Source organism: endosymbiont of unidentified scaly snail isolate Monju, assembly GCF_000801295.1.
Classification (GTDB): domain Bacteria; phylum Pseudomonadota; class Gammaproteobacteria; order Chromatiales; family Chromatiaceae; genus MONJU.
Window position 1 is genome coordinate 425,137 of sequence record NZ_AP012978.1, and the last position, 13,717, is coordinate 438,853.

Annotated in this window: 10 protein-coding genes, 1 tRNA gene and 1 pseudogene; 8 read left to right on the forward strand and 4 right to left on the reverse strand. The window is 66.7% G+C overall.

Annotated features, from left to right (window positions below):
• Positions 1-12 precede the first annotated feature (12 nt).
• The 3 genes and pseudogenes from EBS_RS14830 to EBS_RS02030 form a co-directional block, all read right to left on the reverse strand.
• Positions 13-738, reverse strand: a pseudogene (locus tag EBS_RS14830) (alanine racemase); the annotation flags it as partial.
• Positions 735-1,772, reverse strand: a complete 1,038-nt coding sequence (locus EBS_RS02025) for an ATP-grasp domain-containing protein (protein ID WP_043107070.1) — start codon at positions 1,770-1,772, stop codon at positions 735-737. The pseudogene EBS_RS14830 and the gene EBS_RS02025, both read right to left, overlap by 4 nt.
• The gene (locus EBS_RS02030; RefSeq protein ID WP_043107072.1) at positions 1,769-2,011 is read right to left on the reverse strand and encodes an HPr-rel-A system PqqD family peptide chaperone; all 243 of its coding nucleotides are present in this window, start codon (positions 2,009-2,011) and stop codon (positions 1,769-1,771) included. The genes EBS_RS02025 and EBS_RS02030 overlap by 4 nt, the downstream gene beginning before the upstream one ends.
• A gap of 169 nt (positions 2,012-2,180) precedes the next feature.
• Between EBS_RS02030 and EBS_RS02035 the strand changes: the two genes are divergently transcribed.
• From EBS_RS02035 to EBS_RS02070, 8 genes are all read left to right on the forward strand, one after another.
• Positions 2,181-2,255: transfer RNA gene (locus EBS_RS02035), tRNA-Val, on the forward strand.
• A 251-nt stretch (positions 2,256-2,506) separates the two neighbouring features.
• On the forward strand, positions 2,507-3,409 hold the full coding sequence (locus EBS_RS02040; RefSeq protein ID WP_081999766.1) for a sulfurtransferase: 903 nt from the start codon (positions 2,507-2,509) through the stop codon (positions 3,407-3,409).
• Between the two features lie 76 nt (positions 3,410-3,485).
• Positions 3,486-3,812 (forward strand): hypothetical protein, encoded by a 327-nt coding sequence (locus tag EBS_RS02045; RefSeq protein ID WP_148307609.1) that lies wholly within the window; start codon positions 3,486-3,488, stop codon positions 3,810-3,812.
• A gap of 93 nt (positions 3,813-3,905) precedes the next feature.
• Complete coding sequence (locus EBS_RS02050) at positions 3,906-5,105, forward strand: TolC family protein (RefSeq protein WP_043107074.1); 1,200 nt, start codon at positions 3,906-3,908, stop codon at positions 5,103-5,105.
• 5 nt (positions 5,106-5,110) lie between these two features.
• The gene (locus EBS_RS02055; RefSeq protein WP_070104706.1) at positions 5,111-6,310 is read left to right on the forward strand and encodes an efflux RND transporter periplasmic adaptor subunit; all 1,200 of its coding nucleotides are present in this window, start codon (positions 5,111-5,113) and stop codon (positions 6,308-6,310) included.
• 9 nt (positions 6,311-6,319) lie between these two features.
• Positions 6,320-9,526: an efflux RND transporter permease subunit gene (locus EBS_RS02060; RefSeq protein ID WP_043107075.1), complete on the forward strand. Its 3,207-nt coding sequence runs from the start codon at positions 6,320-6,322 to the stop codon at positions 9,524-9,526.
• Positions 9,527-9,715: 189 nt separating this feature from the next.
• On the forward strand, positions 9,716-12,211 hold the full coding sequence (locus EBS_RS02065) for a heavy metal translocating P-type ATPase (RefSeq protein ID WP_052199594.1): 2,496 nt from the start codon (positions 9,716-9,718) through the stop codon (positions 12,209-12,211).
• Positions 12,212-12,284: 73 nt separating this feature from the next.
• Positions 12,285-12,479 (forward strand): SHOCT domain-containing protein, encoded by a 195-nt coding sequence (locus tag EBS_RS02070; RefSeq protein ID WP_052199204.1) that lies wholly within the window; start codon positions 12,285-12,287, stop codon positions 12,477-12,479.
• Between the two features lie 80 nt (positions 12,480-12,559).
• Here the strand turns inward: EBS_RS02070 and EBS_RS02075 are convergent, their stop codons facing one another.
• Positions 12,560-13,669 (reverse strand): sigma-54 dependent transcriptional regulator, encoded by a 1,110-nt coding sequence (locus EBS_RS02075; protein WP_231892829.1) that lies wholly within the window; start codon positions 13,667-13,669, stop codon positions 12,560-12,562.
• Positions 13,670-13,717 lie beyond the last annotated feature (48 nt).

Consider the following 13,717-nt stretch of genomic DNA (forward strand, 5'->3'; position numbering starts at 1 on the left):
GGCCTCTTCGATCTCGTGACCGAAGCCGACCAGCTTTTCCATGGCGACCCGGTAGGCATCGGGCTCGAGCAGGAAGGTGCCGATATGGCAGTGCAGGCCGACGATGCGCATCCTCCCGCCGGCATGGATACGGCGCACCGCGTCCAGCGCCTGGCCGGATTCCAGGTTGAAGCCGAAGCGGCTCCACTGCGGCTGAATGCCCGAGTCCAGGTTGAGGCGGATGGCCACCTCCAGTTCGCGATCGAGCGCGTCGGCCAGTGCCTCGAAATCCTCGATCTCGTCGAAATGGTCGATGTGGATGCGCGCGCCCTCGGTGGCCGCCACCCGCAGCGCCTCGCGCGACTTGTTCGGGCCGTTGAAGATGATGTTCTCTCCCGGCACGCCCAGTCGCCGCGCCTTCTGGTATTCCATCTCCGAGATCACCTCGGCGAGGGAGCCCTCCTGGTGGAAGATGGCGCAGATGGCATCGAGGTAGTTGGTCTTGTACGACCAGCCGAAGGTGACCTTGGGGTAATGGCTGCCCAGCGCGGCGCGGATCTCGCGTGCCTTCTCGCGGATCGCCCGCTCGGAGAAGACGAACAGCGGCGAACCGAAGCGTTCGGTCAGTTCGGCCACGGGTACACCATCGATGGCCTCGCGCACCGGGCGCGCAAAGTAGGGCGAGGCCCCGAACTTGTTGAGCGCTCCCCCGGTGTTGAGCCGGGTGATGCTGGGTTTCACGTATTCGTTCTGGGTCATGTCTCTCCCCGGGTGATCATGTTCTGGAAGGTTTGCATGTCGCTGATCTGCTCCATGGTGTAGCGAACGTACAGTTTGCCGGTCGGGTAGTCGCTGGTGCGCTCGGTGTCGTATCCCAGCGCCAGTCGCACCAGGCGCGCCGGCAGGTTGACGCCGACCCCGGTGGCGAAGTGCACCCAGGCAGGAAAGCGCGGGTTGATCTCGATCAGCCAGATGCGGTCGTCGCGCACGATGCATTCCATCTCGAAGCCGCCGCGCCAGCGGAAGGCCTCGACGAAACGCCGCACCGCGGCCTCGAGCTGCGGATGGCGGATGGTTACCCCAGTCCAGATCTTGCCCAGCTCGGTCACGCTCAGCTTGCGCGCTGCCACCAGGCCGGCGTCGCCGCCCTCGCCGTCGCCCAGGCCGATGACGTTCAGTTCGTCACCATCGACGCGCTGCTGCACGATCACCGGGTAGCCCCATTCGGCAGCGATGCGTCCGAACAGGTTCATGGCGGCATCCAGGGTATGTGCCACGTAGGCCTTGTAGAGCGCGCCCTTGATCATCACCGGGAAGCCCAGCGCCTGGACCGCTTCGATCAGTTCCTGGTGGCTGCTGACCAGGCGTTGCGCCGGCGCCTCGATGCCTGCCTGTGCCGCGACCTCCTGCAGGTGGTCCTTGGCGCGCAGGCGGAACTGGTCTTCGGTAGGCAGCAGGGCGCGGATACCCGCCGCTTCCAGCTTCTCCGCGTTGCGCACGTAGAAGGGCAGTTCCGAATCCAGGGTCGGCACCACCACGTCCATGCCGAACTGCTGCTGCACGTACAGGATGCGTTGCATCAGCGCGTCGTCGCTGGCCGTGGGGAAGGGGACCATGAAGCTGCGCTCGAACAGCCAGTTGAGATACACGCCGGGTTCCAGCGCGTCGTAGGCCAGGCCGGCGATGCGGCACTCCAGACCCGGGTCTTCCTTCAGGCTGCGCGCCACCCCGGTGCCGGGGGCGGGATTGTCCGAGGCGTTGATGCCGGAGACGGCGATGGCGACCGTGCTCATGCGATCAGGCGCAGCAGGCGCAGTTGCTGCAGGAACTCGGTGACATCGCGCGAGGCCTGTTCGGCCGGGATGGCCCAGTTTTCGGTCAGCCCGGTGGCCAGTGCCTCGGCGTCCTGCCCCTGCTTGATGCCGTCGAGCAGGAAACGCGCGGTCTCATTGATCAGGAAGCTCTCCCCGGTATGCGGGTCGAACATGAAGCCCTCGTCATTGAGGGCCATGCGGGAAAGTGTGTCGCTCATGGTCGCTGTCTTGTCCTCGTCGTTCGTGCCGTCAGGGCAGGAGGCCCCGCCATCATTTCATTGTCCCAGCTCGTCGCATCCCCTGTCGTGGTGTACCGCACGCAATGGCGTGTTGCCCTGGACCACCTTGGCAAGCAGCTCCTGTTGCGGTAGCATTCGCCTCCCTTCAGGGCGCGTAGCTCAGCGGGAGAGCACTGCCTTCACACGGCAGGGGTCACAGGTTCAATTCCTGTCGCGCCCACCAGGTTCGATGAAAGGCCGCCGTACTGGCGGCCTTTTTCTTGTTTCCCAACCCTCCATGTGGTCCGGCCCACGGCACCTTGGCCGATTCTCCCGGTTGCCGGACAATGTTGCAATTGATCATTACTGTAATCAACGCGCCACCATGGCCGAGGTTGACAGGCCTTGTTGTCAGATTGGTGAAATGCTTTCATCGAAGGCCTGTGCGAAGATGCCGGCGAGCCGAGGGAAGGCATAGGGAGGAGTGATTGCGCCATGAGACGACAGACGAGGATGGGGTTGGCGTGGACGTTGTGGTGCCTTTGGGGCCTGGCACAGGCGGCGGTCTCCCTGCCGGGGGCGGTGGTCGATGGCGCCTGGCTGAAGGCCCATGTGGATGCGCCGGAACTGGTGATTCTGGACGTACAGGAACAGGCCCAGTACCGGCAGCATCATGTCCCGGGGGCGGTGAACATCCCCTTTACCCGCTGGCGCAGCGGGGCCGACGAGCAGCCGCCTCTGTCCCTGCCGCCGCTCAAGCGCCTGGCTTCCCTGCTGGGTTCGGAGGGGATAGACCGCGAGACGCCAGTGATCATCATGAACACGGGCGCCGGGCCGGGTGACGTGGCCGCGGTCGCCCGGGTGTACTGGTCGCTGGTCGTGCTTGGACACGAGCACATGGCGATCCTCGACGGCGGCCTGGTCGACTACGTCAACCGGCACCACGGCGCCTATGTGCGTGGCGCTCCCCCGAACCGCGAGCCTGCCATGTACCGGCCACGTCCCAACAAGCAGGTGCTGGTCACGCGCGACCAGCTGGCCCGGGGGGTGACCAATCCGCTGCTCGATGCGCGCTCCCTGCCCGAACACGTGGGGCTGGTGGCCGGCCCGGGGGATCGCCCCGGTACCCTCCCCGGTGCCCGGCACCTGCCGTTCGACTGGTTGGTGGACGACAAGGGGTTGCTGCGCGACAAGGCGGCACTCGACAAGCTGTTCGCCTATGCCGGCATACCACAAGGCGGCGCGGTGCACTTCTGTCATACCGGCAACCGGGCAGCACTCACCTGGTTTGCCGACTACGCATTGCTCGGCCACCGGGATGCGCGTCTCTACGACGGTTCGATGATGGAATGGTCGCGTGATCCGAGCCTGCCGCTCGAACGCAAGCTGGACCTGTAAGGGGATCTTCGACCCTGTCTGTTACGTGTGCTTCGGGAGTTGACAGCGCTGTCCGGTCTGGCAGAGGATGAAATCCATGTGGCATCGATTGCTCATCGGCTGGCTCGCGACATCGCTGCTGGGGCTCTCCCTGGCGGGGCCGGTCGTCGCTGCCTGGACGCAGTCTGTGCCGCACGAGGATGGATCGCTCCTCAGCGAGCGTCTGGCCGCCGAGATGCCGGTGATCGAAGATCACGACTGCACGCATCTCTGTCATGTCAGTGCCCATATCCTGGGGCTGGATAGCGCCCTGCCGCGCCTGTTCCGGCGCCTGCTGGCCGTCGACATGCATGTCGAACCCACCGCCTGGCTGGTACGCCGAGAAGACCAGCCGCCCACCCCACCCCCCTGCCACATCGCCTGATCGCTGCTGACACCGCGGCGGCACGGTGCCGTCGTTCCGTCTGTTTCCAGATTCAGGTGAATAATCATGTTTTGTCGATCGTTCGGAGCGTTCGTGCGCTCCCTGTCGCTGGCCGCCTGCGTGGCGCCGGCAATGGCCACGGGGACCGAGCTGCCCCTGCCCGACGGGCTGCGTGCGCTGGTACGCAGCGCGGTGGCCGACCATCCCGAGGTCCGGGCCGCGCAGGCGCGCGTGCGGGCCGCCGAGGCGCGCCGCGATGGTGCCGCGCGTCCGCTCTACAACCCCGAACTGCAACTTGATGCCCAGCGCACCTCGACCGGCAGCAACAGCCTCGAGGCGGGTCTGTCGCAGGCGCTGGACTGGCACGGCAAGCAGGCGGCGCGGACTGTCGGCAGCGAGCACGAGCTGGCGCTGGCGCGCGCCGGCCTGGTGACGGTGCGTGCGCGTCTCGCCGGCGAACTGCTCGCCGCCCTGCGCCGTTGCGAGGAGGAACGCGCACAGCGCGACCTGGTGCAGGCCCAGCACGACCTGCTGGCGCGTTTCACACGCCTGACCGAACGCCGTGCGCGGGCCGGTGGCGTGCCGCCAGCGGCGGTCCGGCTGGCGCGCCTGGCAGTGCGGCAGATGGCCCTCGAGCTCGCATCCAGCGAGGCGGCTGCCGGTGTGCAAGTGCTGGGGGCTGGCGGCTGTCCCGAGCCTGGCCTGTTCCCGGCGCTGCCGCCGGATCTGCCAAAGGCACTGGCCGAGGGGCTGGACGAGCGCCATCCCGAGTTGCAGGAGCTCGCAGTTGCGGTGACGGCAGCGCAGGCGCAGATACGCCAGGCCGACACCGAACGCCGGGCCGATCCTTCCCTGGGGCTGCGACTGGGCCGCGACGCGGGCGAGAACCTGGTGGGGCTGAGCTTCGCCCTGCCGCTGCAGGTCCGCAACGACTACCGCGAAACGGTGCGTGCCGCGCGAGCCGCGCATGCCGAGGCCCTGGCCGGGTTGGCCGCGGCCCGGCAGCGCCTGGAGGCGACACTCGACGGCAGTGTGCGCCGGCTGCATCGGCTGCACCGGGCCTGGGAGGAGTGGATGGCCGGCTCTGGAGCCTCGGGGTCTTTCGATCGGGATGGCGAGCTGGAACGCCTGTGGCGGGCCGGCGAACTGGATACCGGTGACTACCTGCAACAACTGCAACAGGCGCTCGACACTCGTGCCGCGGCGGAATCGCTGCGTGCCGCGCTGTGGACGGCCTGGCTGGACACCTGGGCCGCGAGCGGCCTGCTCTCGCGTTGGATCGAAGAGGAATGAATGAAATGAAAAAGACAGCCCGAAATTGGCTGGCCGTACTGCTCTGCCTGCCGGTGGGCATTATCTGGGCCGGCGAAGGACAGGATCACGATACGCACGATGACACGCAGGCCGTCGTTTCCAAGGCGGGGCGCGACCATCCCGGGGAGAAGGGGCATGGCGAAGACGCTCACGGGCATGGTGGCGACCACGAGGACAAACCGCTGATGCTGACGCCCGAACAGGTGCGCATGGGAGGCATTCGCGTGGAGGTCGTGCGTAACCGCCCGCTGGCGCGCGAACTGACCGCGCCGGGCGAGGTGCGCGCCAACGACTACCGCAGTGCCCGCGTGGCTGCGCGGGTCCAGGCACAGGTGGTCGAACGCCTGGCGCGCCTGGGCGACTGGGTGGAGGCCGGCACACCCATGGTGACGCTCTCCAGCGTGGCGGTGGCCGACGCCGAGGGCGAGCTGCTGGCTGCCGAGCGTGAGTGGGCCCGGGTGCGCCGCCTGGGACGCAAGGTCGTCTCCGACCGGCGCTATACCGAGGCGCGCCTGGCCCGCGACCGCCTCGAGGCGCGTTTGCTGGCGATGGGGCTGGGCAAGCAGGACATCGATCGCCTGCTCGAGAGCGGACGTTCCGATGGCCGCTTGGCGCTGCGCGCGCCGCTGGCCGGCCGGGTGCTGGCCGATGCCTTCGTGCTCGGCGAGGTGGTCCAGCCGGGCCAGGTGCTGTTCGAACTGACCGACGAGCGTGAACTGTGGATCGACGCGCGTCTGCCTGCCGTGCAGGCGGCGCGGGTGCGCTCGGGCGATGCCGCCACGGTGGTTGTCGATGGCCACCGCCTGGCCGCCGAGGTCATGGCGGTCGAGCACCGGCTCGACGAAGTGAGCCGTACCCTGGGCGTTCGCCTGCGCGTGCGCAACGAGGACGACCGCCTGCATCCAGGCCAGTTTGTGAACGTGCGCATCCGTACCGGCGAAAAGGTGGGGCAGGGCGTGCTGCTGCCCGAATCCGCGGTGCTGCGCAGCGCGGATGGCGACTGGCAGGTGTTCGTGGTCGAGGGGCCCGGGCGGTTCGAACCGCGCGAGGTCGAGGTGCTGCAGCGCCTGCCCGGGCGCATGGCGGTCGGCGGCCTGAAAGACGGCACCGAGGTGGTCGTCGAGGGCGCCTTCTTCGTCCAGTCCGAGCAGGCCAAGTCGGGCTTTGCCGTGCACAACCACTAGGAGGTCGCCATGCTCAATCGTCTGATCGACTGGTCGGTGGCCAACCGGCTACTGGTGCTGCTCGGCCTGCTGGGCGTGCTCGGCGCGGCTGCGGCGTTGATTCCGAAACTCAATCTCGACGCTTTCCCGGATGTCACCAACGTGCAGGTGCAGATCAACACCGAGGCGCAGGGACTGGCCGCCGAAGAGGTGGAGCAGCTCATCACCTATCCCATCGAAGCGGTGATGTACGCGCTGCCCGACGTGGAGGAGGTGCGTTCCATCTCCAAGACCGGTCTGTCGGTGATCACCGTGGTATTCAAGGAAGGCACCGACATCTATTTCGCCCGCCAGCTGGTGTTCGAGCGTCTGCAGGATGCGCGCGGCCAGATCCCCGAGGGCGTCGGCACTCCCGAGATGGGGCCGAACACGTCCGGTCTGGGGCAGGTATACCAGTACATCCTGCGCGCCGAGGATCCGGCACGTTACGACGTGATGACCCTGCGCAGCCTCAACGACTGGGTGGTGAAACAGGTGTTGCTGCCGGTACCGGGCATCACCGGCGTGCTGTCCTACGGCGGCGAGGTGCGCCAGTACCAGGTACAGGTCGATCCGCGCAAGCTGCTGGCCTACGACGTGAGCCTGGACGAAGTACGCCAGGCCATCGAGGACAACAACCGCAACGCTGGCGGCTGGTACCTGGATCGCGGCGCCGAGCAACTGGTGATTCGCGGCGTGGGCTGGGTGCGTCCCGGCGAGGATGGCTTGCGTGACATCGCCAGCGTGCCACTCAAGAGCCGTGACGGGGTGGTGGTGCGCGTCGGCGACATCGCTCGCGTGACCTTTGGCGGCGAGATCCGCCAGGGGGCGGTGACCATGACCCGGCGCAATGCCGACGGCGAGCCCGAGCAGCTCGGCGAGGTGGTCGCGGGCATCGTGCTCAAGCGCTTGGGTGCGAATACCAAGGCTACTATCGACGCCATCGAGGAACGCCTGCCGATCATTCGCCAGGCCCTGCCCGAAGGGGTGAGTATCGAGCCCTTCTACGACCAGGGTGTGCTGGTGGAGAAGGCGGTGGACACCGTGACCCGCGCGCTGGCCGAGGCCTTCGTGCTGATCGTGGCGGTATTGCTGCTGTTCCTGATGAATCTGCGCGCGACCGTGCTGGTGCTGATCTCGGTGCCCTTGTCGGTCGGGCTGGCGCTGACCGCCATGAGCTGGTGGGGCCTGTCGGCCAACCTGATGTCGCTGGGCGGCCTGGCGATCGCCATCGGCATGATGGTGGATGGCTCGGTGGTGATGATGGAGAACATCTTCAAGCACCTTTCGCATCCCGATCCAGCGCACGAGGAGCACGCGCGGCGCGAGCTGGCCCCGGGCGATCCCGATCCCTACGACGCGGTGCACGACGATCACGGCATCGGCCTGCGCATCCAGGAGGCGGCGCGCGAGGTCGGGCGCCCCGTGTTCTACGCGGTGATCATCATCGTGGTGGTGTTCGCGCCGCTGTTCGCCCTGGAAGGTGTCGAGGGCAAGCTGTTCCAGCCGATGGCCATCTCCATCGTGCTGGCCATGCTCACCTCCCTGGTGGTGGCGTTGGTGGTGATGCCGGCGCTGGCCAGCTTCGTGTTCCGGCGCGGTGTGCGGCACCGCGAGAGCCCGGTGTTCCGCCCGCTCGAATGGGTCTATCGCCACCTGCTGCGCGGCGCGCTCAGGGTGCGCGGGCTGGTGGTGGGTGGCGCATTGGCGCTGTTCGTCGGCGCGATGCTGTTGCTGCCGCGACTGGGCACCGAGTTCGTGCCCGAGCTGGAGGAGGGCACCATCAACATCCGCACCACGCTGGCGCCCTCGGCCAGCCTTGATACGGCCCTCTCGGTGGCCGCGAAGCTGGAACGCCAGCTCATGCAGTTTCCCGAGGTGGTCTATGTCTCCAGCCGTATCGGCCGGCCCGAGCTGGGCGGTGACCCCGAGCCGGTGTCCAACGTCGAGCTGTACGTCGGCCTGAAGCCGGTCGACGAATGGACCAGCGCGCGCAATCGCTTCGAACTGCAACAGCGCTTCCAGGAGGTGCTCTCGGTGCACCCCGGCCTGCTGTTCACCTTCTCGCAGCCGATCGCCACCCGGGTGGACGAGCTGCTCTCCGGGGTGAAGGCGGCGCTGGCGATCAAGCTGTTCGGTCCCGACCTGGAGGTCCTGGCCGAGAAAGGGCGCGAGATCGAGGCACTGGCGCGCCGGGTCGAGGGCACGCGCGACGTGGAGATGGAACAGATCGCCGGTGAGGCGCAGCTGGTGGTGCGGCCGAAGCGCGACCTGATGGCGCGCTACGGCATCTCGGTCGGGCAGATCATGGACTTGGTCGCCGACGGCATTGGCGGTACGGCGGCCGGGCAGGTGATCCAGGGCAACGAGCGCTACGACATCTACGTGCGCCTGGCCCCGGCCTTCCGTTCCGATGTGGCCTCGCTGCGCGAGCTGCTGCTGCAGTCGCCGACCGGTGCCTGGGTGCGCCTGGGCGAGGTGGCCGAGGTGGGTATCGAGTCGGGCCCGCCGCAGATCCGCCGCGACGACGTGCAGCGCCGGGTGGTCATCCAGTCCAACGTCGAGGGCCGCGACATGGGCGGTCTGGTGGCCGAGCTGCGCCGGCGCATCGCCGAGGAGATCGATCTGCCCCCGGGCTACTCGGTGGTGTTCGGTGGCCAGTTCGAGAACCAGCAGCGCGCGCAGACGCGGCTGATGATCGTGGTGCCGGTCTCGCTCGGGCTGATCTTCCTGCTGCTCTACTTCGCCTTTCACTCGATGGGGCAGGCGGCGCTGATCATGCTCAACGTGCCGCTGGCACTGATCGGCGGCATTGCCGCGCTGTACTGGACCGGGCAGTACCTGTCGGTGCCTGGCTCGATCGGTTTCATCGCCCTGTTCGGCGTGGCGGTGCTCAACGGGGTGGTGATGGTCAATGCCATCAACCAGAACCTGAAGGCCGGCATGGACATGCACGAGGCGGTGTACCGTGGCGCCCTGTCGCGGCTGCGGCCGGTGCTGATGACGGCCTTCATCGCGGCTTTGGGGCTGATCCCCATGCTGCTCTCGCACGGCGTGGGCTCGGAGGTGCAGCGCCCGCTGGCCACGGTGGTGGTCGGCGGCCTGGTCTCCAGTACCCTGCTCACGTTGTTCATCCTGCCGTCACTCTATCCGCTGTTCTCTCGGATAGTGGCGAAGGAGCGCGGTTCGCTCGCCTGAACCGCACGAGGATGCCCGGCCGGACCGGGCCTTTGGGCAATCGCGTGCCGCCTCCCCTGGCGCGCGGTTGCTTTTTTCGTTTTCGGAGCGGGAGAGGATGGTTCGTCACTAAGGGTTACAAAAGCCGATCCGGACGACTCAAGCGAGCAACAGCCCGGGTCTTCAATAGGGACAATGGCCGGCCATGGCATGTCGCCTGGAATGTGCCGCCAGCAAGGGGAACGAATGATGAAGGCAGGCAACGACAAAGATCCGGTGTGCGGCATGAGCGTATCGCCAGATACGAAGTGGCGGGGCGTTCACGGGGATCGCGAGTGGTTGTTCTGCAGCGAGGACTGTCGCGCGCGTTTTCTGATGGCGCCGGATCGATACGCCGCGGCCGCCTCGAAGCACGAGGCCCATTCCTGCGCGCACGGGGAAACCGAAGGCCATGGGCAGCACGGTGAACAACGGGAAGGCGTCCTGTACACCTGTCCGATGCATCCCGAGGTCCGGCAGCAGGGGCCCGGAAACTGCCCCAAGTGCGGCATGGCGCTGGAGCCGGCTGCCCCGGCGGCGCCGGCCCGGCGTACCGAATACGTGTGCCCCATGCATCCCGAGGTGGTGACTGATGCCCCGGGAAATTGTCCCAAGTGCGGCATGGACCTGGAGCCCCGGGATGTCGCTGTCCAGCCGGAGGACGACACGGAGCTTCGCGACATGACGAGGCGCTTCGTGTTCAGTAGCACCCTGGCTGTCCCGGTATTCCTGCTGGCCATGGTGGCGGACCTGGCTCCCGGGTGGCTGCCCTCCGCGCTTTCGATGCGCGAGGTGCAGTGGCTGGAGTTTGTACTGGCCACGCCCGTGGTGTTGTGGGGTGGTTGGCCCTTCTTCGTGAGGGGATGGCGGTCGGTCGTCTCCTGGAATCTCAACATGTTCACCCTGATCGGCCTGGGAGTGTCGGTCGCCTGGCTCTACAGCGTGGTGGCCCTGCTGTTCCCGGCCATGTTCCCGCTCACCATGCGTTCGCCGGAGGGTACCGTGCCGGTGTATTTCGAGGCGGCCGCGGTGATCACCGCCCTGGTGCTGCTGGGGCAGGTGCTGGAACTGCGGGCGCGTTCGCGGACCAACAGTGCCATCCGCATGCTGCTGGAACTGGCCCCCAATACCGCGAGACGGGTCTATCCTGACGGTCGGGAAGAAGACGTGGCGCTCGAGCAGGTTCAGGTTGGTGACCGCCTGCGTGTGCGTCCCGGTGAGAAGGTCCCCGTCGACGGAGAAGTCATCGAGGGCAACAGTGTCGTCGACGAATCCATGGTCACGGGCGAACCGGTTCCTGTGGCCAAGGAGCCTGGCGATGCGTTGATCGGGGCCACCATCAATGGCAATGGTTCGTTGCTCATGCAGGCCCGCAAGGTCGGGGCTGATACCCTGCTTTCGCAGATCGTGCGCATGGTGAGCGAGGCGCAACGGTCACGCGCGCCGATACAGAAACTGGCCGATCAGGTATCCGCCTGGTTCGTACCGGCCGTGGTACTGGTCGCGGTTGCCACCTTTCTGACCTGGTGGGGGCTTGGTCCCGAACCCCGACTGGCCCATGCCGTGGTGAATGCGGTGGCAGTGCTGATCATCGCCTGCCCCTGCGCACTGGGCCTGGCCACGCCCATGTCCATCATGGTGGGCACCGGCAAGGGGGCGTTGCTGGGTGTGCTGTTCAAGGATGCCGAGGGTCTGGAAGTGATGCGCCAGGTCGATACGCTGGTGGTGGACAAGACGGGGACGCTCACGGAGGGCCATCCGGAACTGGTCACGGTACATACCGTGGACGGCCACGAGGCCGATCGCCTCGTGAACCTCGCGGCCGGGCTCGAGATGGCCAGCGAGCATCCCCTGGCCGCGGCCATCGTGCGTGGCGCCCGGCAACGCGGCCTGACGCCGGTCGCGCCCGACGGTTTCCAGGCGCATACTGGCAAGGGCGTGACCGGGGAAGTCGATGGGGTGAAGGTCGCGCTGGGCAATGCGCGTCTGATGCAGGAGCTGGGCATCGACATCGCTCCCGTGGCAGCAGAGGCCGAGCGCCTGCGGGGCGAGGGGCAGACGGTGATGCTGCTGGCGGTCGATGGCCATATCGCCGCACTGCTCGGCGTGGCCGATCCCATCAAGTCCTCGACGCCGGAAGCAATAGCGGACCTGCATGCCGAGGGCGTGGAGATCGTCATGCTCACCGGTGACAGCCGGGCCACCGCCGAGGCCGTGGCGCGCCGCCTGGGGATCGACCGGATCGAGGCGGAGGTGTTGCCCGAGCACAAGGCCGAGGCGGTACGCCGCCTGCAGGCACAGGGACGCATCGTGGCAATGGCGGGCGACGGTATCAACGATGCCCCGGCACTGGCCCAGGCGCATGTGGGAATCGCCATGGGGGCCGGTACCGACATCGCCATGGAAAGTGCCGGGGTGACGCTGGTCAAGGGCGATCTGCGGGGCATCGTGCGCGCGCGTCGGCTCAGCCGGGCGGTGATGCGCAACATCCGCCAGAACCTGTTCTTCGCCTTCGTCTACAACGCGGCGGGAGTGCCCGTGGCCGCCGGTGTGCTGTACCCGGTGTTCGGTCTGCTGCTTTCACCCATCGTGGCGGCAACCGCCATGAGCTTCAGTTCGGTATCGGTGATCGCCAATGCCCTGCGGCTGAGGCGTCTGAAACTTTGAAAGAAGGGAGAGAACGATGTTTGAGCACATGTCGGCATGGGGTTGGGGTTGGCTCGGCCTGGGAGCGATTCACATGGTGTTGTTCTGGGGTGTGATCATCCTGCTGGTGGTGGTGCTGGTAAAGGTGCTGTCCGGCCTGGGAAACGACAGGGGGGGCGGTGGTGATGCGGAAGACGACCCCCTGAAGATACTCGAGCAGCGATTCGCCCGTGGCGAGATCGATGAGGAGGAGTTCGAGCGTCGGCGCCGCCGCCTGCGGGGTGGTTGATCGTCCGTGTCCCGGTTTACGGGTTGACCGGGGAGGAGCCAGGCGCGTGATCGGCGCGGGTTGCTCGGGCATCGCGGAGTTCACGGTCGGCTTGTGCGGTCGAGCCCGTATTTCTTGATCGTCCGGTCAAGGGCGGGGCGCGAGATGCCCAGGATTTCGCAGGCCTTGCCACGATGCCAGCGAACATGATGCAGGACCGAGGTCACATGTTCGCGCTCGACGGTTTCGAGGCTGACCAGGCGAACCTGGCCAGGGTCTTCCTCCTTGTCAGCGGGTGGGGCCTCGGCAAGCAGGATCAACTCGGGGGTAATGGTGTCGCCGCGTGCCAGTACGGCGGCACGGGTGAGGATGTTTTCCAGTTCGCGGATGTTGCCGGGCCAGTCGTAATCACGCAGCTTGCGCAGTGCCGGTTCGGCGATGTGGCGAATGCGCGTGTGCTGACGGGCGTTGATCCTTGCCAGCAGGTGCTCGATCAGCAGAGGCATGTCTTCCTTGCGTTCACGAAGCGGTGGCAGGTGGATATGTACCACGTTCAGGCGGTAGAAGAGGTCTTCGCGGAAGCTGCCCTCGCGGATCAATGCTTCGAGGTCACGGTTGGTGGCGGCGATGATGCGGGCGCCGGAGTGGAGGGTCTGCGTGCCGCCCACACGCTCGAAGGTGCCATCCTGCAATACACGCAGCAGCTTGGCCTGCAATGCCAGTGGCATTTCACCCAGTTCATCCAGGAACAGGGTACCGTCGGCAGCCAGCTCGAAGCGTCCCTCCTTGCGGGCCGTGGCACCGGTGAAGCTGCCCTTCTCATGGCCAAAAAGTTCGCTTTCGAGTACGCCCTCTGCCAGCGCAGAGCAGTTGACCGCGAGAAAGATCCCCGGGCGTCCGGAATGGTAGTGGATGGCCTTGGCAACGATTTCCTTGCCGGTTCCGCTTTCGCCGGTGATCAGTACCGGTGCCTGGCGCGAGGCCACCGCTCCGATGGTCTTGCAGACATCGAGAATGGCCGGGCTCTTGCCGACGATCTGGTCGATGTCGGCGTGCAGTTCTTCGCTCACGATGGCCACCTGCCGGCTCAGCCGATACTGGCGGAGCGCGTTCTCCAGGGTGGTATCGAGTTCGACCTTCTCGATGGGCTTGCGGATGAAATCGAAGGCGCCTCGACGCATGGCCTCGATGGCCAGATTGTTGTCGCTCACGCCGGTGATCATGATCACGGGGGGCAGATTCGCGCGCCGCCAGGTGTT